The organism is Halobacteriovorax sp. RT-2-4, from assembly GCF_047085445.1.
GTDB lineage: Bacteria > Bdellovibrionota > Bacteriovoracia > Bacteriovoracales > Bacteriovoracaceae > Halobacteriovorax_A.
Window position 1 is genome coordinate 998,007 of sequence record NZ_JBKIXY010000002.1, and the last position, 21,690, is coordinate 1,019,696.

Genomic DNA, 21,690 nt, shown 5'->3' on the forward strand with positions numbered 1-21,690 from the left:
TGCTTTCTAGCTCCCCCCATTTAACCTCTAAAGTTATCTAAATATTCCATTTACCTGATTCATTCGAATTAACCTAAGGCCCCAGAAAAAGGGGCCCTCGCCTTTTCTTATTGCTCATAAATGATTAAAATAAGGTGTCTAATTTACACATAGGGAAATACACGAATGAAAGTTATCGAGCACATCGACAAGGCGACGAGCCCACTTTTTAGTTTTGAAATTGTACCTCCACCAAGAGGAAAAAATATTTCAGCTGTAACGGATATCGTTAAGGAGCTCTTGCCATTTAATCCGTCATGGATTGACGTAACAGCACACTCAGCAGGAGCATATTATAACGAAAAAAATGATGGCTCAGTTGAGAGAAAGATCTACAAGAAACGTCCGGGAACAGTTGGGATCTGTGGAGTTATTCAAAATCGATTTAAAATCGATACAGTTACTCACCTTTTAACTCAAGGTTTTACCAAAGAGGAGACTGAGGATGCTCTAATCGAACTTAACTACCTCGGTATTCATAATGTTTTGGCCTTACGTGGAGACGCCCTTAACTATAATAAAAAATACGATCTTTCTCGCCAAAGAAATTTCTATGCAAAAGACCTTGTGGAGCAAATTGATAACGTAAAAAAAGGTATCTATCTTGACGATATTTCAAATAGCTTACCTCTAGACTTTTCTGTTGGTGTTGCAGGCTATCCAGAAAAACACTTTGAGGCTCCAAATCTAGCGACAGACATAAAGTACCTAAAAGAGAAAGTTGATGCTGGTGCTGATTATATCGTTACACAGATGTTCTTTGATAATACGAAGTATTTTGAATTTGTTGATAAATGTCGTGAAGCTGGAATCACGTGTCCAATTGTTCCAGGAATTAAAGTCATTAAGAGCATGGGACAGCTTTCAAATGTACCGAGGCACTTCTATGTAGACTTCCCAGATGAGTTCGTAAATGAAGCGACAGAAAATTCAGAACATATTAAAGAAATCGGAATTAAATGGGCAAGAAAACAAACGGAAGAATTACTAAATGCAAATGTTCCTTCAGTTCACTTCTATGTAATGAATGATAGTGCAAATGTTTCAGAAGTTTTAAAAGGTATATATTAATGAAAGATATTCGTAGTGAATTAGAATCAACACTAAAGAATAGAATTCTTTTTCTAGATGGTGCTATGGGAACAATGGTCCAACAATACCATCTAACAGAAGAAGATTTTCGAGGAAATCGCTTTCAAGATACTAAGATAGACTTGAAAGGAAATAACGACTTATTAAATCTTACTAAACCAGAAGTTATTAAAGAGATTCATACAAAATACCTTGCTGCTGGTTCAGATATTATTGAAACAAATACTTTCTCGGCAACGAGAATAGCTCAAGACGATTATCACTTAAGTGAAATTGCATATGAACTAAATGTGGAAGCGGCCAAGATTGCCAAAGCGGCTTGTCTTGAATTCATGAAAGAAAATCCGGAGCGTAAATGCTACGTTGCTGGAGCTCTAGGGCCAACAAATAAAACAGCTTCAATTTCACCTGATGTTAATAACCCTGCTTTTCGAGGTATTACATTTGATGAGTTAGTTGATAATTATTACGAGCAAACAAAAGGACTAATTGACGGCGGTGCCGATCTACTTTTAGCTGAAACTTCATTTGATACACTAAATTTAAAAGCTGCAATTTTTGCAATGAAAAAGTATTTAGATGATAACAACCTTGATACTCCAATTATGCTCTCTGTAACTATTACAGATGCATCAGGAAGAACTCTATCAGGTCAAACTGTTGAAGCTTTTTGGAACTCAGTTGAACATGCTAGGCCATTTAGTGTTGGTATCAATTGTGCACTTGGAGCACAAGAGATGCGCCCATATATTGAAGAGTTATCAAGAGTTTCAGACTGCTTGATATCTTGTTACCCTAATGCAGGACTTCCTAATCCGTTAAGTGATACAGGTTATGATGAAAAGCCAAATGAGACAGCTGCTCTTCTTGAAGAGTTTGCAGAATCGGGGCTCGTTAATATTGTTGGAGGTTGTTGTGGAACAACTCCTGATCATATCAACGCTATTTACAATCATCTAAAAGATATCAATCCTCGCGAAAAACACGATCTCCCTAAAACGCAAAGACTTTCAGGACTTGAACCGTTAAATCTTGATTATACAGGAGAGCGTCCATTCATCATGGTTGGAGAACGTACAAACGTGACAGGCTCACCAAGATTTGCACGCCTTATTCGTGAAGAAAACTTTGAAGCAGCTTTAGATATTGCCCGACAGCAGGTTGAGAATGGAGCAAATATCATCGATGTGAATTTTGACGAAGGTCTCCTCGACTCTAAAGCTTGTATGGTTAAATTTTTAAACCTAATTGCATCTGAGCCAGATATTTGTAAGGTTCCTATTATGATCGACTCATCTAAGTGGGAGGTCATCGAAGAAGGGCTTAAGTGCATTCAAGGAAAAGGGATTGTTAACTCAATCTCATTGAAAGAAGGTGAAGAAGTTTTTAAAGAACATGCGAAAAAGATCCTTCAATATGGAGCGGCCGTTGTTGTCATGGCATTTGATGAAAAGGGACAAGCTGCATCTAAAGAAGAAAAAGTTTCGATATGCCAACGCGCCTTTAAAATTCTAACTGAAGAAGTAGGATTCCCGGCCACAGATATTATCTTTGACCCAAATGTACTAACAGTTGGAACAGGAATTGAAGAACATAATGACTACGCGATAAACTTCATCGAAGCGGTAAGAGAAATAAAAGAAAAATGTCCAGGCGCTTTAACTAGTGGTGGTATTTCAAATATATCTTTCTCATTCCGTGGAAATAATATTGTACGCGAGGCTATGCATAGCTCATTCCTCTACCATGCGATTAAAGCAGGCCTAGATATGGGAATTGTAAACGCGGGAATGCTCGAAGTTTACGAGAACGTTGAACCTGAGCTAATGAAGAAAATTGAAGATGTCCTTTTCAACCGTTCTGAAAGTGCAACTGATGACTTAATCGAATATGCTGAAAAATTTAAAGGTGTAAAATCAAAGGCAAAAGAAGACGATTTAACTTGGCGTGAAGGAAATCTTGGAGAGCGTATCACCCACGCACTTGTAAAAGGTATCGGTAAATTCATTGAAGAAGATGTCGAACAAGCAAGACAAGAGCTAGGTGCTCCCATAAATGTCATCGAAGGCCCTCTAATGGATGGGATGAGAGTTGTAGGTGATCTGTTTGGTGCAGGTAAAATGTTTCTTCCACAGGTTGTTAAAAGTGCACGTGTTATGAAACAGGCTGTTGCATACCTTGAACCATTTATGGAAAAGGATGCTGACGGGAAAAGTAAAAAGAATACATTTGTTATTGCAACAGTTAAAGGTGATGTTCACGATATCGGAAAGAATATTGTTGGTGTTGTTCTCGCTTGCAATGGCTATAACGTTGTTGATCTTGGGGTTATGGTTAGCTGTGAAGAAATTATTAAAGCTGCCAAAGAACACGAAGCCAAATTCATTGGACTAAGTGGCCTTATCACGCCTTCACTTGATGAGATGATTCACAACGTAGCAGAGTTCAATCGTCAAGGTCTTGAAGTACCTGTTTTAATAGGCGGTGCTACCACTTCTAAAACTCATACTGCAGTAAAAATTGCACCTGAGTGTACAAGTCCTGTCGTTCACGTTGGGGATGCCTCTCAAACAGTTGGAATTTGTAATAGCCTTTTAAGTACTAATCTAAGAGATGATTTTTTAAAAGATCTTAAAGAGTCACAAAAAAGAACAAAAGAATATTTTGAAAATAAGAAAGATAGTGGCCAAGCGACGGTTTCATTAGAAGCGGCCCGTGATCACTTAAGAGTTGACCCAAGACAAACATTTGTCGAATTCACACCTCCATTCATTGGCGCTAAGAAGTTTGACGATATTAGTGTTGCTGAAATTGCAAAGTATATCGACTGGTCACCTTTCTTTTGGACATGGGAACTAAAAGGTCTCTACCCTCATATCTTATCGCATAAAGATTATGGAGAAGAAGCCAAAAAACTCTATAACGAAGCTCAAAATATCTTAGACGATATTATTGAGAACAATCGCTTTTCTCCAAAAGCAGTCCTAGGATTTTGGCCAGCTTATTCAAAAGATGAAGATGTTATCCTACTCGATGAAAATATGAATGAATTTGGTACCTTCAACTTCCTAAGGCAACAAAAAGAAAAGACACAAAAAGATCGCCCTTATCTATCTCTGGCCGACTACATCCTACCAAAGGGTGAAAAGCAGGATTATATTGGATCATTTGTTGTCACAATGGGAGATCAAGTTGAGAAGTATGCTAAAACTTTTGAAGAAAGTGGTGATGATTATACTTCAATTATGGTTAAGGCCGTAGGAGATCGTCTTGCTGAAGCATATGCAGAGTTAATTCACGAAAGAGCACGTCAGATGTGTGGAATCGAAGAAGAGCGTGAATTTTCTTTAGATGAACTTATTAAAGAAAAATATATTGGTATTCGACCAGCAGCTGGCTACCCTGCATGCCCTGACCATACAGAAAAAGCGAAGCTGTGGGATTTTATGAATGTACAAGAAAATACTGGCGCATACTTAACAGAGAACTTTGCCATGTATCCTGCTAGTTCAGTTTCTGGCTACATCTTCTTTAACCCTTGTGCTAAATATTTTAATATTCTAAACATTGCCCAGGACCAAATTGAGCATTACTCAAAAGTAAAAGCTCAGGACCTAGAAATAACTAAAAAATGGCTTAGGCCAATACTATAAGGAGCAGAAATGCATGTATGTATCCATCACCATAAAGTTCTTCCAGTAAAGAAATATGGTGGAATTGAAAGGGCCGTTTTTTGGCACATGCTTGAACTAGTTAGACAAGGACATCAAGTAACGTTTATTGGACCAAAAGAGAGTGAAGTAACAAAGCACGGAATCAAGCATATTGTATGGAACAAAGGCGAAGATTGGCAAAAACTTGTTCCCGATAATATCGATATTGTACACGTCTCATTTCCGGAGAAAATTAGAATCGATGTACCATACGTATTAAATGTCCAAGGGAATGGCTTCCCTGGTGAAAAGCATGATCGTAATACGGTATTTTGCTCGAAGTCACATGCAAGAAATCATAATAGTACATCTTATGTAAATAACGCTGTCGACATGAGAGAATACCCTATCAATTACACAAGTAATAAGATAACAGAAATAGAACACCTTCTCTTTCTTGCAAAAGCATCATGGCGAGTAAAAAATTTAAAGCAATCCTTAAAAATAGCTCTAAAAACAAATAAGCATCTACACATCTGTGGTGGAAACTCAATACTTGGAATTCATCCTCTTATCCACAACCATGGTATGGTTGGGGGTGATAATAAGTTGTCGATCATGCAAAAATGCGACGCCTTACTATTTCCAGTTAGATGGCATGAGCCTTTTGGAATTGCCATTATTGAAGCAATGACTCAAGGTATACCTGTATTTGGTTCTAGCTTCGGTTCACTTCCTGATCTAATCGTAAAAGGAACTGGAAGAACTTTTTATAGCCATGAAGAGATTATTCAATACTTTAAAAATGGTGCAGAAGAATTCGATCGAGACTTTATTAGAAATCATGTAATCGAAAACTATTCAATTGAAAGGTTCACAAAGGACTTTGTTGAAAAGTATAAGATTGTTTTAAATGGACAACATTTAAATGAAGAAGAACCAGAATGGATTTATCCATTTAGGGCCGGAAAACGACTACCATTCTAATCAATACCTACTGAGTATGAAGTTAAGACTTCATACTCAGTTCATATAACTTTTTATATTCGCCATCAAGGTTCATTAGTTCATCATGACGGCCTTGCTCAATCATCCTTCCATCTTTTAATACAATGATTTTGTCATAGTTTTGAATAGTTGAAAGCCTGTGTGCAACAGCAATAACTGTCTTATTTTTTGCAAGCTCATTTAACGACTGTTGAACTACTTTCTCTGATTCATTATCAAGAGCAGAAGTCGCTTCATCAAATAAGAAGACATCATTATCCTGAAGATAAGCACGAGCGATTGTTAAACGTTGTGCTTGTCCACCAGATAGTCTTACCCCACGATCACCGATAACAGTTTCTAGCCCTTCTGGAAGCTCTTTAATATACTCTATCGCATGGGCCACTTTTAATGCTTCTTGAATTTGAGCTTCATTGACTTCCTTACCTAGAGTTAAATTTTCTCTTATCGTTGTATTAAACAGGAAGATATCTTGCGAAACTAAGCCGAAATAATGGCGTAGTGATTTTAATTTGAAATCACTTGAATCAATACCATCGATTTTATAACTTCCTTTTTTAACAGGATAAAGTCCAAGAAGAACATTAATAAGAGTCGACTTACCAGAGCCTGAAAGCCCAACTAAAGCAACCTTTTCACCTTTATTTATATCAAAGCTCAAATTATTAATGACCTGATGATCACCGTAAGAGAAGTCTAAATTTGCAAAAGAAATTTTATCACTTAATTCAGAGTGCTCATTTTTACCGTCATCTTTTTCATTTTCAACTTTTAAAAATTTAAAAATACGCTTTTCCGCAGCTTGCGCCTGGCTAATTTTTAAATTTGCTTCATTTGTCTTTCTAATCGGATCTTGGATCATTGCCATAATTGCAATAAAAGTAATGAACTCACCTGTTGTCATTGCATTTCCAGTAATCTTCACCTGAGCAAAAACGATAACTGAAGAAAGGATTAGAGTTGTCATAAATTCAACTAAAGGGTGTGAAATTTGTCTCATTACTTCTGATTTCATTTGAAATTCAAAAAAGCTATTCTGATATCCTTTAAAGAAATCCCTCGTATAATCTTGAAGATTAAAAGCCTTGATAATTTTTTGTCCACCAACACCTTCGCCAATGACATGAGTCATATCAGAAAGTCTCGATTGAACATCTGATTGGTGTGCCTTTACTCTCTTTCCAAAGAAACCGAAAATTAAAAGCATAATAGGAAGAAGTGCAAATGTAACAAGTGTTAGTTGCCAATCAAGATAGAAGGCATATCCTAATAAAACAAATAATGTGATCGGCTCTCTTAATAATGTAAGAAGACCACTTATCCCCTGCGAGTAAATCATCGTATCATTTAAGATTGTTGAAATAACGTCACCTTGCTTAGTCGTCGTATAAAATGAAATTGGAATATCTTGAATCTTTGAATAAATCTTTGTTCTGATTTCACATACAGCATCGTTCATTGCAAATTGCATCCAATAGAAATGAAAGAAGCGAACAGGTAAATTAATAAGTGCAAGTAAACAAGCTAATCCTACAATTCCAAGAATCTCCTCAAGTGTTGATTCTGGCGAAAGCCCCTTTGTGAAAAGAGGATTAATTAGCGCCATTTGACCACCCTTAATTAAGGCCATACCAATACCGAAGATCATACTTCCGATAACTCTGGCGCGATGGCGATGGATTAGTGGCCATATATTTTTAATAGTTTCAAACATGAAAAACCCTTGCTAAATTAGATATAATTAACTTTGCTAGTTTAGAACAAAATAACTCGTTTGCACACCATGTTAGGCACTATGATTGAAAAGTATTTTAGAAGACTCAGAGCACAATATCCAGTGGCCTTCCTTTCTGATGAAAGGCTTAATCTTCTGTTAGAGAATATACATTCTGAAGATGAGATAAAAATAATCTTTAGTTACCTACAAAAGCATCTGAAATCTTCACCAAGTCAGAAAGAAAATGGTGAACTCTTATTTAGTCTTATTGATAAAACTCAATACTCTGTTCGTGCTTGGATTGAGGCCATCCTCACATTTGATTCATGGCTAAAGGAAAATGAAAGAGAGACAGATTTTAAAACAATGATTGGCTATATCGAATGTTCTACACTGTCTCCTGAAAATAAGATTTTAAAATATCAATTAAAAGAACTTGTGGCCAAAATGCTTAATGATTTTGGCTACGTTGGCTAATTTTAGACATTATTAATATTACTTCGCTAAGTTTAAAGAGCTATTAATTATGTCTGAATAATTACCATGTCCCCAAAGTAAAACCTTTTGTTTTTTCACAATATTATTTGAACTTTTTTTGTAATTACGCTGAAGCTCCTCAACAAAACTATTCAACTGATCAAGCATTGAATTAAGAATAAGCTCTTCTGTTTTGTTTACATAAACTTTTTGAAGTTTTAATGATCGATTTTCTTTCTGACTAAAATAATTTTCTACAATTGAACTGGCCACTTCATTTACTTCTTTTCTGACATTTTCTACTGCATTTGCAATCATTAAACCTTGGGCATCTTTATTAAGCGAATATGTACTATCTTGCCTCTTTAGTATGCCCTTCTTATTTAAGCGAACACACAAGCTCCCCACTAAAGATAAACTCATTCCTGTTTCATTAGAGATTTGAAATATTGTTTTTTGAGACTTACCACAAACTTCTAAAATTGCTCTTTCTACCATTAATAAACGTGACATATTCTCTCCCTATAACCCTGTTAACTTTCTAATAAAAAACTTTTCTTCTAAGTTACTCACAATTTCATTACAATCGTTACGACTTAAGCTGAATGAATGCTTTTCTAAGAATTGAATTAATGAACTGAGTTCCGAAGAATTAATCTCTAGCTTTTCCTTTATCTTAAAATACTCACTAGTTCTCATTTCTGCGCCATTCATTAATCTAAATAGACGTGTCGTTTGCATCTGAAACATCTCTCCCAACTGCTTGTATGTATGCTTTGGATAACGTTTTTTAATTTCTTTAATTAATTGCTCTTGTTGAACCATAAGACCTCCTTAACTGGCCCATTTTTAATAAAAAAGTCAGTTTTTAACTACTTGTGTCGATTGCGGAGTTTTCTATTTTTCTATTGATGAAAAATATGTTTTCATTAATGGAATATGTTTAATTTCACTGTAATTTCTTCAAATATTCGATTTAACAACCCTGCCGATGGAGTTCATTCATGGGATGGGAGACGTGTTATCCTTGCAAACGCACTGAATGCCTATCGACCAGATGTTATTGGAACCCAAGAAGGCTGGGAGCCCCAATTAAGAGATTTCCAAGAGCTCTTAGATGGACTTGAGATCATTGATTCAAATCGTGAGTGGATTGAAGATAGAATGTATCCTTCTCTTTATTATCGACCAGATATCTTTGAATTAATAAATTCAGGAGACATTTGGCTTTCTGAAACACCTTATATTGCTGCGTCGAAATCATTTGGAAGTGCATTTCCAAGACTTTGTACATGGGCGATTCTTAAGGCCAAGGAAAATGGAAAACACTACTTCTTTGTGAATGCTCATTTAGATCACCTTGAATCTGATACACGAAAGGAACAAATTAAAGTCCTAATTAGTGAAATTGAAAAAGTAAGAGCTGACTATCCTATTATTTTAACTGGAGACTTTAATGAGTCACCTTTTGAAAAAGTTAGGAAAGTACTAGATGAAAGTGACCTCAATCTTACTGATCCATGGCTAGACCTGGGTCATGAAGAGTGTGAGAGTCATCATAGCTTCAAAGGATTTCGTGAAGATGGTTCTCGAATTGACTGGATTCTTCACTCAAAAGATACTTTAAAGTGCGAAGAAATTCACCTTCATAAAGAAAGCTCTGAGGGGATTTACCCATCAGATCACTTTCCAGTTTGTGCAACTTTATCTGCTAAATGAATATAAGTTTCAATTCCGTTCTTTGTATTATTTAGGATATCTGATGTTGGTGACCACTTACCTTTCTCACCAATAACAATGACAGTAGAGCCACCGAATAAGAAATAACCTTTCTCATCGCCTCTTTTAAATGTTGTTAAATCACTTGATTGTACAATACGGCCAACCATCGTTGCACCAACTTCAACGTATGCAATTTTGCCAAACTCTTTAGTTTGCATAACTGTTACTTCACGGATATTTGTAGAAAAAATATCATTTTTCTTACGTAGAGCAAGTGGGTTTACTGAATGATATCCACCACCAATCTTGTAGTAATCAATCACTTCACCATCTAGAGGATAGTGAAAACGGTGATAATCAACAGGACATAATCGAGCGAGAAGAAGTGGTCCATCTTCGAAAACACTTTCCCACTTAGAATTCTGTAATAACTCCGTTGAATTTAAAAATTTGCCCTTAACCGGTATCTTAACTTGGTTATTAATTGATTCATATCCAAAGTATCTTGCTTCAGCAAACGCAGACATCGAATCAGCTTCATCTAAGAATGGCCTCTTTCCTTCTTTAAACCTACGAATAAAAAATTCATTGAAGCTGCCATAAGGGTCATCTTTTGAACGTCCTTCAGTTGGAAGGAAATCATCCATATTTATTTGATAATCTTTTACAAATTTTGGAACCTTATTCTTAGTAAAGTTCATATTTTGAATTTCGCCATACATACACGAGACAATTGATGAAGTAATTGCACCAGAGATTAGCTTTCCAAGAGGATTTCCATAGAGGAAATTAATAGCAGTATCCCCGTAAACTTTCTCCACTTCCATTTGATTTGTATAACGATTAAAATAATTAATATCCACGAGTGACCTCAGAATTCTTACAGAAATTTGACATTTCTGTGTTACAAAATTTTTTATACTATGATTATATATGTATAATGAGATGAGCGTCAAAAAGAGATAATGAGGAATATTATGAAAAGCAATTTAAGGCCATTCTTTTTAATTCTTATTCTACTAACATCCCTAAATTCAAAGGCTTTGTTTGATGAAAATAAGGCGATATTAGAAAGTGAACGTAATACTATTTCAGTGTTCGATCGTTCAGTGAATTCAGTCGTAAATATTTCGACCCTAGGTCGTATGAGAGCAAGAAGTGGCTTCTTCTTTTCGATGACAAATAAACAAGTCGTTAAAGGTGAAGGTTCAGGATGGGTTTGGGATGATAAAGGGCACATCATTACAAACTTTCACGTAGTCGAAGGTGGAGATAACTTCTTAGTAAGATTTAATAACAATAAAAAAGAATATAAAGCAAAACTAATTGGAACAGAGCCAGCAAAAGATATTGCTGTCTTGAAGTTATTAGAAATCCCAAGAGATATTAAGCCACTAAATCGAGGAGACTCTGATAAAGTTAGGGTTGGTCAAAAGGCCATTGCTATTGGTTCGCCATTTGGTCTTGATGCAACGGTAACAACAGGGATTATCTCGGCTAAAAATCGAGGAATTCAAGGCATTGGTGGAGTTGAAATTAGAGGAATGTTACAAACAGATTCTTCAATTAACCCTGGAAATTCAGGAGGACCGCTATTTGATTCTTCAGGAAATGTAATTGGTGTCAATACAATGATCTTTTCAAACTCTGGCTCATCGGCAGGTGTTGGTTTTGCTATTCCTATAAATATTGTAAGTAAAGTAGTGCCACAAATAATTAAATACGGAATTGTGAAAAGACCAGGTCTTGGTATAGCCATTGCTGAAAAAAGAGAGCTCTCATACTTCTACGGTATTGATGTTGAAAAGGGACTTCCGATTCAAAGTGTTCGACCAGATGGGCCATCTGCAAAAGCGGGATTAAGAGGTCTAGAACAAGATCCACGTACAAGAAGTATTATTCTAGGAGATGTTATTTTAAAGATTGATGGAAAAGAAATAAATGATTTCGATGATATCTTTAATACTCTTTATGAATATAAAGTTGGCGATAACGTAGAAGTTCTTTACCGAAGAGGTTCTGCACTTAAAAAGGCCATCGTAAAACTTGAAGAAATAAAAAGAAATTAAGATTCGCTTCGTTTAAATAGTTGGAGTGCCAGAACAGGTGCTCCAACACACGCCGTAATTGCACCAATTGGTATAATACTATTTGCCAAAACTATTCTTGAAATAAAATCACATAGTACTAAGAAGCCACCCCCTAAGATAAAAGTAGGCATTAAGCTTCTTTCATAGTTAGCACTTACAAGTCGCCTTGTAATATGTGGAATAATCAAGCCAACAAAACCAATCGGGCCACATTGCCATACGACAACTGCAATTAGTATATTTGAAACAAGTATTAGTGTTGCATTTACCTTACGAGTTGGCACTCCCCTCGTTTGTGCAAAATCTTCTCCAATAGAAATTAGAGTTAAACTTCTCTTATGAATAACAAAGAAAATTAAACCTAAAATATATAATGGTGCTGTATATAAAAGACCCTCAAACCCTACAATTGAAAGACTTCCCATCATCCAGCGGATTAGCCTAGCAATGCTTTCATTTCCAAGTATACTTTGAACAAAGACTATAGCACTTGATGAAAAGATAGAAAGACAAACTCCAAATAATAATACTCTTTGAGACGAGAACTTATTCAAATAGAGAAATAATAAGATTAGAAGAAAGATTGATGAAAGAGCAATATAAGCCCCTAAAGAAAAAGAATTAAATCCAAGCTCCGCAATAGCAAGCCCAAGGGCGGCCACACTCGAAAAGCCAAGAGTATATGGAGTAGCAAGTGGGTTTCTAAAAATTACCTGTGTTGTACTCCCTATTACAGAAAGTATTCCACCAACTAAAAATGCTAAGTAAACCCTAGGGAATCTCAAGTTCTCTAGGATATAAAGTCCCTGCTCGTTTAAGTCAATAATTCCTTCTCGGCCTATGAAAGGAGTAAGTGTTACCGCTAAAATAACCGCAATATATAAGAGGATTGTTTTTTTCACAGAATATACCTCTTATTATCAATCACGTGATAGTTAAAATTCTTATGAAATATCTTATCAAAGATTTTTGTCGACACGGCTTCATCTACAGTCGAATCAAAACTCATTTGAGAGTCTTCAAACGCCACAAGACGATCACAAATATTTATAATGAAGTTAAAGTCATGGGAAACAACAAAGCAGCTTTTTTTATACTCTTGAAGAAAACAACTCAGCCTTTCAACGTAAATTGGATCTAAGTAATTTGTGGGCTCATCTAGTAAAGTAAACTTACAGTCATAATAAAAGGCACAAATCAGATTAAGTCTTTGCCTTTCTCCACCGCTTAATGTTGACACTCTTCTAGTTAGAAGATTTTCAAAGTTAAAGTGTTTAATTAATTTTTTAAGATAAGCTAAGTCTTGCGCCTTGCTACCCCTAGCATAAGACATAACTTCTTGCGCATCCATATCAGTTTGGATTGAAGCACTATCACCACAATACGCAACATCCCCCTCAACAAGACATTTTCCATTGAAATCAACAAGATTAGCAATTGCCTTTAGAAAGCTCGATTTCCCTGCACCATTTGGGCCGATAACTCCACAATGGCCTGATTCAAATGAGAAGCTATTCACTGATAGCCTATCTTGAATTGATAATTTTTCACAATTAATCACTTCAAAATCTCCCTTAAATCTTTAACTAACGATAATGTCCTAGGTCCCAAAACAACCGCATAATCTTTTTCGTATAGATAAATTTTATCTTTAAAATAAGAATTCTTCCAATCTTGTTCTGACTTTATTTTACGATCTGATATTCTTAGAATTAAATCGAAATTAGAAGTCAGTAAGCTCTCAAGACTCCTTAAAGGGTAACCTGATTCCGCTACAATATTTTTTGCACCTAGTTTTGTTAATATCTCATGATAATAATTATCAATACCGATGGCCCTAACCTCATGTAGTTTACCATCCTTAAACTTTTCATCGATAATCATCAGAACTCTCTTACCTTTAGATATAGGTTTTAAAAGAGATTTCAGTTCATTAGAAAACGCTTCGATTTTCTTATCTTTGTTAAGCTTAAACTTTTCGTTAAAAACTTTAAGCATCCCTACTGCATCATCAAGTTTCTTATATGGTGTAATGATGACATCAACGCCTAATTTTTCTAAATTATTTTTGACTCGTCCGCCTTGAACTTCAGCAAGCAGAACAGACGTGATTTTGTCTTCTACAACCTTCTCAAGATTAATTTCAAATGAAGACCCATAGCGTGGCAAACGCTTGGCTTCTTCTGGAAAATTACAATAGTCAGAGACTCCAACTAACAGTTTTCCAGCATCTAGATAAAACATTGACTCAGTAAAGCTTGGAAGAGTTGAAAGGACTCGAAAATTTTGTGCGTGAGAATTAAAGAAAAGAATGGCGGAGAATACTAAGATGAATATTCTCACGCCAACCTCATTATTTCATTTTTGGATCTAGTGCGTCTCTTACTCCGTCTCCAATAAGTACGAGTAAGAATAAACTAGTAAATAGTGCAGCTGAAGGATAAACAGCTAGCCACCATGCAATTCTAAAGTTCTGGTGAGCTTGGTTAAGAAGCTCTCCCCAAGAAGGTGTAGGAATTGCAAGACCAAACCCCAGGTAATCAAGTGAAGCAAGACCAGAGATACCTGCAGCAATTGAGAAAGGTGCGAAAGTAATAATCGGACCTAGAGAGTTTGGAAGAATATGCTTAACGATAATACGAGAAGTTGATGCTCCCATACCACGTGCAGCTTCTACGAATTCTTGCTTTCTATTCTTTAAGAACTCACCACGAGCATAGTAACTTACTCCCATCCATCCAAAGATTGATGAGATGAAAATTAGAAGCGTTAGTGTAGGCTTAAAGATCGAAATCATCGTAAGTAGTAATAAGAATACTGGAACCGTACTAAAGATTTCAACAACACGCTGACCGAAGAAATCCACTTTCCCACCAAAGTAGCCCATTACACCACCAAAGAATACACCCATGATAGTAGAAAGAAGCCATACTAAGAAAGCATAAGCAATTGAATACTTGTATCCGTATAGTAGACGCGTGAATACATCACGACCTCTATCATCTGTTCCCATGATATTTGTCTCACTAGGTGCAGCTGGATATTCATATACATCACGATTTGATTCATATGGGTCCCACTGTACAAGCGGCCATACAACGCTATCCATATCTAAAGTTCTATAATTCGTAACATAAACGTTAGTAATTCCAAATTCCTTTGGATGATAGTCTTTAAATACAGGAAAGTAAGACTTCCCTTGGTACGTCATATAGATTGGCTTACTGTTGGCAATTAATGGTGCCGAAAGTGTTAAAAGTACAGAGAAGAGAAGAAGTACAATAGAAACTACTGCAGACTTTCTTTTCTTAAAACGTCTCCATCTTTTAAGTGTAAGTTCATTTTCAATAAATTTTTCAATCATGAGAAATCAATCCTTGGATCAACAACAGTGTAAAGTACGTCACTGATTAGGTTACCTAAGAACATAAGGACAGTTTGAATAAAGAACAGTCCCATAATTACGTTATAATCTCTTTCTAGAAGTGATTGGTAACCAAGTAGACCAATACCATCTAGGTTAAAGATTCTTTCAATAAGAAGAGATCCAGCAAAAAATAGAGATAGGAAGTGTCCGAATCCAGTAACAATTGGAATTAGAGCATTTCTTAAAGCGTGCTTATAGTAAACTTTTCTATCCGCTAAACCTTTCGCTCTTGCTGTACGGATATAATCTTGTGAGATGACATCAATCATCGAGTTTCTCATAAGAAGAGTTAGTACAGTAAACTGTCCTACCATATATGCGATAAGAGGAAGTACAAAGTGCCAAACTCTATCTTGGATTTGCCCAAAGATACTTAAGTCATCATAGTAATCCGAAACAAGGTCTCCAATTGGGAACCAGTCAACAAATGTATCCCCTGCAAAGTAAACAAGAAGTAAGATACCTAGCATGAAAGATGGAATTGAATAAAGGCCAGATAAAACAAACGAAGACACGACATCAAATCGAGATCCACTTTTAACTGCCTTTAGAACTCCAAGCGGGATACACACCAAATACGATAGTATGAATGAGACCAATCCAAACTGAATTGAAACCGGTAGCTTACTCATTACAACGTCCATTACTGGCTCTTCGTATGTAAATGACTCACCGAAATCTAGAGTAGCTAGATTCTTTAGCCAAATACCATAACGAACGTATAGTGGCTTATCAAAACCATATTGTTTCTTAAGGGCCTCAACAACTTCTTGAGATACAGCACCATTATTTGAACTAGTATCAGTTGTCGTTTGACCAACTCCACCAAATCTCATTTGCTGAAGCTTCTGCTCGATTGGAGAACCTGGTGCAAGGTTTACCATCACAAACATAAGGATACTGACCCCGATCAACGTCGGGATCATAATCATTAATCTTCTAAGGATATAATTAAACAAGTCGTCTCTCCTACTTATTTAGCTGGTTTAATCGACCACTTACTTCCGTAACCAACTCCGTAAATATAAGTATCTTTCTCTTTTTGCATACGCTCAGTATGTCCGTAGAAAGTATAACGGTCGTTAAATAGGAAGATATATGGGTAGTCTTCAGCAATTAGCTTGTATACTTTTTTAAGCATTGTCTTTCTTGCTTCTTTATCAAGAGTCAGTTGAGCTTGATCAATTAGCTTATCAACTTCTTTATTTGAGTAAGAAATAAAGTTAGAACCATTGTTAGCTGCTGAATCTGAGTGCCAAATTTGTTTTGGATCCCAATCTAGTGATCCACCAGACCACGCAAGAGTTACAGCATCAAAGTTTCTCTCATCAAGAGCTTTAATGAAAGAGTTCCACTCAATGTATTTTACTTCAATCGCAACACCAGCTTTCTTTGCATCTTGTTGATACATAGTTAAGTATTTTGAGAAAGTTTTAGATGGGTTTAAGATTGTAAAAGCAAGCTTAGTCTTCTTACCATCAATTGTTTTATCAAGAACAGCATCACCGTCTGAATCTTTCCATCCATCATTCTTTAGGATCTTAATTGCTTCTTCAACATTAAAAGGAATCGCTTTAACGTCTTTGTTTGCATATTCAGACTGAACGTATAGAGGACCAGTTGCAAGAACAGAATATCCGAAACGGAATTTCTTATTCATCTCTTCACGGTTCATAAGATAGTTCATTGCTTTACGAACTTCTTTTGATTTAAAGATTGGGCTCTTAAAGTTCCAACCAACAAAACCGTAACCTTTAACTGATTTGTTTTCTGTTTTTACCTTTAAAACTTCTTTACCCCATCTTGGGCCATTAGTTTTTTGTTCGTATTCTTCTGGTGAAAGTGAGTTAAAGTCTAAGTCACCTTTTTCAAGTCTCTGAATAGCAACAGAAGACTCATTAATAAATCTCATGAAGATTTCACCATATGAGTAATCATTCTTATAATTATCTGTCTTGTATCCCCACCAGTCTTTATTTTGAACTAGAGAGATACCTTTACCTCTTCTAAGCTCTTTGAAGATATAAGGACCTGTACCAATAAGAGTTTTATTAAGTTCTTTTTCTTCTTCTTCAGTTGGGTTTTCATAAATATGCTTTGGAACGATTGCAAGGTATCCACCACTAGCAATAGACATTAGGTTACCAAAGTACTTTTTGTTGGCCTTAAAACGAATTGTTCTTGGACCTTCAATTACAGCTTCTTTAAAGTTAGCAAAGTAAGACTTCATGTGAGCTGTCTTATACTTGTTTTCTGGATGAGTTACTGCATCAAAAGAGAATTTTACATCTTCAACAGTAAATGGCTTTCCATCATGCCACTTTACACCTTCTCTAATTTTGAAAACAAAATCATAACCATCATTTTCAATTGACCATGATTCAGCAAGACCTGGTTCCCACTCATTTGTATCAATATTTTTGTTAAGAAGACCTTCTAAAACATAACCTTGAACATTTGACGAGTAAGCATCAGTTGATGATAACGGGTTCAGTGTTGTAGGAGTACCACTTAGATTGTAGTAAAAAGTGTTGTTTGATTTTTTAGCTCCACCACTTTTATTACACCCTACTACTGACAATAGAAGTGTACTTAAAAGAAGTAAAAAGATTCCTTTTTTCATAAACTTATCCTTTTTATATTTAGCGAGTCACAATATAAAATTTTACACCAAATGGCTAGAATGCACATTAGGATGTACGCGTTCGTCTGTCTAGATGCTAAAATTATTTACAAAAGAGATAATTATTTTGTGATGTAATTCCTCGGATCCAAAGACCAGCGGTCTTCTTTAAGATTTTTAGACTCAATGCGATATTGTTGTAATTTATAATCGACTTCATTCAATCGTGTTTGAATACCTTCAGTGTTACGAACAAGCTGTTGATGGTCATCTTCGAGTCGACGCAGCTCATCACGCCATTCTTTCTCAAGTTTTTGTCTCAATAAATCATAGCGAGCATTGATCGTTTCGACTCTTTGCGTATAAGTAATTAGGTCTTTTTTATTGCGACTAATTTTTGACTCAAGGGCCAATTTTTTCTTCGCAAGAATTTCAATTAACTCATTACCCATCGCAACATTATTAACAAGATCCTGTGAATAAAAATTATAATAACGCCCCGTCGAAAAGGCAGAGTTACGATTGCACTCGTCATATTTTGGTACTCGTACCAACAAGTAGTGACTAGTTCGGCCCATCACAATGGCCTTACACTTAGAGGATTCTTGATGAAGACCCCAGAGATCGAGTTCATCTAATTTATTAATATATTTGATATTATCAAAATCGACTTTGAAGCGTACGAGTCTTGCGCTTGGTTCAATATGCGAGACTCTCCCAGAAAAATAGCCTAGGTCTTTATTGAATTCGAGAATATTTGCATAACAAACAATTCCACTCAAGAATGTGGCAACTAAGATGAAGTACTTCACTCTCTCCATTGTGCCATATTTAATTATTTTAGATAGTTGCGGGAAAGAGATGCCTTTTATTCAGGCTTTTTAGCAATTATTGATTGAGTTAGCTCGGAGCTTTGTTGTGGCTCTTCATATTTTAGAATTTTAAAATCATTAAACATCGTTAATAGTTCTGCAGGTTTTAAGAAATATGAATCGACACTCTGCTCTTTATATTTCTTCTTATGTGCAGTTGTATACCCTTCATAAATAATAACCCCACCAGGCTTTAGCCACTTTTTAAGTTTATTAGATACTTCACGGTCAACATAATAGAAGCAAATTATCGCATCTAAAGATCCTGCGGCGATTTTTAAATCATCAACAGATTTATGAATAGTCTTGATACGAACACCAGCTTGTCTTGCAAGCCTTAGTGATTTATCAATTGCCACTGAGCTGATATCAACACCTGTTACTTTATATCCCTTTGTAGCAAGAAAGACCGCATTTCTTCCTTCACCCATCCCAATATCTAGAACAGTAGCTCCTCGAGGTATATGCTGATAATTTTTTGCTAAAAAATTTGCAGGAGACTTCCCATAAATATAGTCGTGCTGAGCAAACTTCTTATCCCAGATATTTGAGGCTTTATCTTGAACTCTTTGACCTGTTAGTAACTCATAACGAGAACCAGATATGCTTTGGCGTGCAAAGGTGTCTTGAAATAAACAAGATAGTAAAATAATGAATTTAAGCAATTGCGCTTTCTTCATGAGTCTCAAGCTCCGCATTTAAATAAAGATTTAGTTGTTCATACTTGTTTTTCACCATTTTTACCATAGCATGGACTTTATCTTCAATAGTTGCGGGCATATCTTCTGTATGCGCGAGGTACCAATGGAGGTCATCCACGGTATTATAGAAATCTTCAAGATTGATAATCAGCTCTTCAGATAAAAGCATTAACTGCGCAACTGTTATCGTTTTAAAATTAGATCTAAAAATGGCATTGAAGTGTTCGCGTGTTCGCTTCATCGATAAGATTTGCAAATACTCTCTTTCGCGGTGAATGATTTTATCTGCAAGTCTAGCAGCATCTTGTCTAAGAATAATAAGTAAGCGACTTACTTCCTTTGAAACTCTCATTCTCTCTCAATCCCTTTTAATACTCAGGTAACTTTGCTCTTCTTCCACCTGGCCAGCGAGAAGAATTTGTCACAAGTTTGCTGAACATTTCTTGTCCCGCACGATCGGCCATACGAAACATACTAACAGGTAGTCTTTCTTGAAAAACTTTTTTTGTTTTTAAGATGGCATCATCATGAGTTATAGCAAATGAACTATACTCAAATAGTGTGATACTTCCCTGTCTAAGCATGAAGTTCATATATCTCTTTAATAATTTATTATAATTAAAAAGTGCACGAATATCTCGGATACAACAAATAACAAATTGATGCTCCTTCATTCTAATCGACTTAAAGTCATCAAGTTTCATTGGAACTAGTTTCATTCCAAATTCTGAAAACACACGAGACATATAAAGAAACTCTTCTCCTAAGGCTCGTTCAAATTGTAAATAGATGACATAGTTTGACTTTCTCACAATGAGCCCATCGGTTCATTGCAAACGTTAATTAAAGATGAATAAGATTGTGGAAAAAATTGCCCTAAAACGTAGAAAGGCCGAGAGCACTCCTTTCTTAAAACCACACACGTTACTCTCGGCCTCTATAAGCTTTGGGTCAAATCATAGGGAGAGAGGGATGTCTCCAAAGCTTATCTATAACTTCCATGTTTTCTTCGTGTCCTTCCGTGGACACTCTAAATAAACAACAACTTTTAAAAGGGGCCTAGAGGTGGTTTGATTAAGCTTCGTGCTTTTTACAATTCTGTTGCCCTTTCCTCTAGGCCCATTTTTCCTGAAAGCGACCTTACATTCATAAGTGTAACTCTCAGTTTCCATAGCAACGTCCTATTGCTAATTCCCAAAATCGTCCTAATCTTGGGGAGGCCCCCTGGCCTCTGGATACTTATATATAAGCAGGTAGCGTGCCAAAATTGACAAATAATAGATTCAATAACTTACAAAAACTTTACAATTGAAGTGTGCAAAATGCCCCACAGGCCGCACTATAGAGAAATCAATGGTCCTACAAAAACAAGCACTTAACATAGGACCAAAAAGGAACTAGTACCAGAGTACTTTCCTTTGTGGCCCCATAGCAAATTTATTGTCAGGAAAATTTAAAGAGATGTACCGATTCGACTTGGTCTAAAGTGGAAAGGTTTATCTGACCAAGGGTACACTAGCGACATCCAAACCATGAATGCCTTACCGCGAATATTCTTTACAGGAACAAATCCCCAAACACGTGAGTCACTTGAATAATCTCTGTTATCACCCATGACGAATACGTGTCCATCTGGAACAGTAACCTTTTCTTGATTTAGATGCCTAAAGAATGTTGGGTTTTCACCAACCGTAAACTTCTTCTCGCCAATTTGTTGATAATAGAACTTCATATCTTCAGGATTAAGAGAAGGCTCTTTATCGTAAAGACCTCTTAGCTCTTGATCTTTTTCACCTTCGATCGCAGTCTTTTCAACTTTCTTACCGTTAATAAATAATTCATTTTCATATACTTCAATCGTATCCCCAGGTAAGCCAATTGTTCTTTTAACAAAAAGGATAGAAGGATTAATTGGATATTCGAAAACAACAATATCACCACGTTCAGGGAGCGATTGCCCACCGATATAAATAGGATTAAAGAACTCCGTAAATGGAACTTTAAACCCGTAAGACATCTTATTAACAACAATTGAATCACCGATAGCATTTGTCGGAAGTAGTGATCCTGTTGGAATGTGGTAGTGGTCAACAAAAGTAGATCTGAAACCAAATACGATTAAAATAATTTTAATCCATGATAGCGCTTCATCTTTAAACCATTGACCTGAAAGAAAAGCAGGTTTCTGCTCCTCAACTTCTTGTGCTTTATTAAACATATTTCCTCACTTTATTAACTTAAAAAATTATAACGAGTTGTCCCTAAAAAG

At 35.9% G+C, this 21,690-nt stretch carries 21 protein-coding genes; 6 read left to right on the forward strand and 15 right to left on the reverse strand.

Going from position 1 to position 21,690, the window contains the following annotated elements:
* The first annotated feature begins 165 nt into the window (after positions 1-165).
* From ACMAYL_RS15300 to ACMAYL_RS15310, 3 genes are read left to right on the forward strand one after another with little or no spacing between them, the layout of a single operon-like run.
* Positions 166-1,110, forward strand: coding sequence for a methylenetetrahydrofolate reductase (locus ACMAYL_RS15300; protein ID WP_103217654.1), 945 nt, complete (start codon positions 166-168; stop codon positions 1,108-1,110).
* Positions 1,110-4,784, forward strand: a complete 3,675-nt coding sequence (metH, locus tag ACMAYL_RS15305; protein WP_412470394.1) for a methionine synthase — start codon at positions 1,110-1,112, stop codon at positions 4,782-4,784. The genes ACMAYL_RS15300 and metH overlap by 1 nt, the downstream gene beginning before the upstream one ends.
* 9 nt (positions 4,785-4,793) lie before the next feature.
* The gene (locus tag ACMAYL_RS15310) at positions 4,794-5,771 is read left to right on the forward strand and encodes a glycosyltransferase (protein ID WP_103217652.1); all 978 of its coding nucleotides are present in this window, start codon (positions 4,794-4,796) and stop codon (positions 5,769-5,771) included.
* Between the two features lie 22 nt (positions 5,772-5,793).
* On the opposite strand, the gene ACMAYL_RS15315 is transcribed toward ACMAYL_RS15310, so the two are convergent.
* Positions 5,794-7,506 carry an ABC transporter ATP-binding protein gene (locus ACMAYL_RS15315; RefSeq protein WP_103217651.1) on the reverse strand — a complete coding sequence of 571 codons (1,713 nt, stop codon included), beginning with the start codon at positions 7,504-7,506 and terminating at the stop codon, positions 5,794-5,796.
* A gap of 81 nt (positions 7,507-7,587) precedes the next feature.
* Here ACMAYL_RS15315 and ACMAYL_RS15320 point away from each other — a divergent pair, with 81 nt between their 5' ends.
* A complete protein-coding gene (locus tag ACMAYL_RS15320; protein ID WP_103217650.1) occupies positions 7,588-7,986 on the forward strand; it encodes a hypothetical protein in 399 nt (132 codons plus the stop codon).
* Between the two features lie 18 nt (positions 7,987-8,004).
* Here the strand turns inward: ACMAYL_RS15320 and ACMAYL_RS15325 are convergent, their stop codons facing one another.
* The gene (locus ACMAYL_RS15325) at positions 8,005-8,499 is read right to left on the reverse strand and encodes a hypothetical protein (RefSeq protein ID WP_103217649.1); all 495 of its coding nucleotides are present in this window, start codon (positions 8,497-8,499) and stop codon (positions 8,005-8,007) included.
* 9 nt (positions 8,500-8,508) lie between these two features.
* Complete coding sequence (locus ACMAYL_RS15330) at positions 8,509-8,811, reverse strand: hypothetical protein (protein ID WP_103217648.1); 303 nt, start codon at positions 8,809-8,811, stop codon at positions 8,509-8,511.
* Positions 8,812-8,925: 114 nt separating this feature from the next.
* On the opposite strand from ACMAYL_RS15330, the gene ACMAYL_RS15335 reads away from it, so the two are divergent.
* On the forward strand, positions 8,926-9,705 hold the full coding sequence (locus tag ACMAYL_RS15335; protein ID WP_412470395.1) for an endonuclease/exonuclease/phosphatase family protein: 780 nt from the start codon (positions 8,926-8,928) through the stop codon (positions 9,703-9,705).
* Here the strand turns inward: ACMAYL_RS15335 and ACMAYL_RS15340 are convergent.
* A complete protein-coding gene (locus tag ACMAYL_RS15340) occupies positions 9,669-10,535 on the reverse strand; it encodes a phosphatidylserine decarboxylase (RefSeq protein WP_392993557.1) in 867 nt (288 codons plus the stop codon). The two genes, ACMAYL_RS15335 and ACMAYL_RS15340, sit on opposite strands and share 37 nt — an antisense overlap.
* A gap of 150 nt (positions 10,536-10,685) precedes the next feature.
* Between ACMAYL_RS15340 and ACMAYL_RS15345 the strand changes: the two genes are divergently transcribed.
* Positions 10,686-11,777 (forward strand): S1C family serine protease, encoded by a 1,092-nt coding sequence (locus tag ACMAYL_RS15345; RefSeq protein WP_158246846.1) that lies wholly within the window; start codon positions 10,686-10,688, stop codon positions 11,775-11,777.
* On the opposite strand, the gene ACMAYL_RS15350 is transcribed toward ACMAYL_RS15345, so the two are convergent.
* From ACMAYL_RS15350 to lepB, 11 genes are all read right to left on the reverse strand, one after another.
* A complete protein-coding gene (locus ACMAYL_RS15350) occupies positions 11,774-12,700 on the reverse strand; it encodes a FecCD family ABC transporter permease (RefSeq protein ID WP_392993560.1) in 927 nt (308 codons plus the stop codon). The genes ACMAYL_RS15345 and ACMAYL_RS15350 overlap by 4 nt on opposite strands.
* The gene (locus tag ACMAYL_RS15355; RefSeq protein ID WP_412470397.1) at positions 12,697-13,359 is read right to left on the reverse strand and encodes an ATP-binding cassette domain-containing protein; all 663 of its coding nucleotides are present in this window, start codon (positions 13,357-13,359) and stop codon (positions 12,697-12,699) included. The genes ACMAYL_RS15350 and ACMAYL_RS15355 overlap by 4 nt, the downstream gene beginning before the upstream one ends.
* Positions 13,356-14,141, reverse strand: a complete 786-nt coding sequence (locus ACMAYL_RS15360) for an ABC transporter substrate-binding protein (RefSeq protein WP_103217643.1) — start codon at positions 14,139-14,141, stop codon at positions 13,356-13,358. Before ACMAYL_RS15360 ends, ACMAYL_RS15355 begins: the two co-directional genes overlap by 4 nt.
* 10 nt (positions 14,142-14,151) lie before the next feature.
* Positions 14,152-15,162, reverse strand: a complete 1,011-nt coding sequence (locus ACMAYL_RS15365; protein ID WP_103217642.1) for an ABC transporter permease subunit — start codon at positions 15,160-15,162, stop codon at positions 14,152-14,154.
* Entirely contained in the window at positions 15,159-16,184 is a 1,026-nt protein-coding gene (locus tag ACMAYL_RS15370) for an ABC transporter permease subunit (protein ID WP_103217641.1), read from the reverse strand. Before ACMAYL_RS15370 ends, ACMAYL_RS15365 begins: the two co-directional genes overlap by 4 nt.
* A gap of 14 nt (positions 16,185-16,198) precedes the next feature.
* On the reverse strand, positions 16,199-17,848 hold the full coding sequence (locus ACMAYL_RS15375; protein WP_103217640.1) for an ABC transporter substrate-binding protein: 1,650 nt from the start codon (positions 17,846-17,848) through the stop codon (positions 16,199-16,201).
* 122 nt (positions 17,849-17,970) lie between these two features.
* Entirely contained in the window at positions 17,971-18,660 is a 690-nt protein-coding gene (locus tag ACMAYL_RS15380; RefSeq protein ID WP_103217639.1) for a hypothetical protein, read from the reverse strand.
* A 56-nt stretch (positions 18,661-18,716) separates the two neighbouring features.
* Positions 18,717-19,400 carry a class I SAM-dependent methyltransferase gene (locus ACMAYL_RS15385; protein WP_158246845.1) on the reverse strand — a complete coding sequence of 228 codons (684 nt, stop codon included), beginning with the start codon at positions 19,398-19,400 and terminating at the stop codon, positions 18,717-18,719.
* Positions 19,378-19,773 carry a hypothetical protein gene (locus tag ACMAYL_RS15390; RefSeq protein WP_103217637.1) on the reverse strand — a complete coding sequence of 132 codons (396 nt, stop codon included), beginning with the start codon at positions 19,771-19,773 and terminating at the stop codon, positions 19,378-19,380. The genes ACMAYL_RS15385 and ACMAYL_RS15390 overlap by 23 nt, the downstream gene beginning before the upstream one ends.
* 16 nt (positions 19,774-19,789) lie before the next feature.
* Complete coding sequence (locus ACMAYL_RS15395; RefSeq protein WP_103217636.1) at positions 19,790-20,233, reverse strand: hypothetical protein; 444 nt, start codon at positions 20,231-20,233, stop codon at positions 19,790-19,792.
* Positions 20,234-20,874: 641 nt separating this feature from the next.
* A complete protein-coding gene (lepB, locus tag ACMAYL_RS15400) occupies positions 20,875-21,639 on the reverse strand; it encodes a signal peptidase I (protein ID WP_103217634.1) in 765 nt (254 codons plus the stop codon).
* Positions 21,640-21,690: the final 51 nt, after the last annotated feature.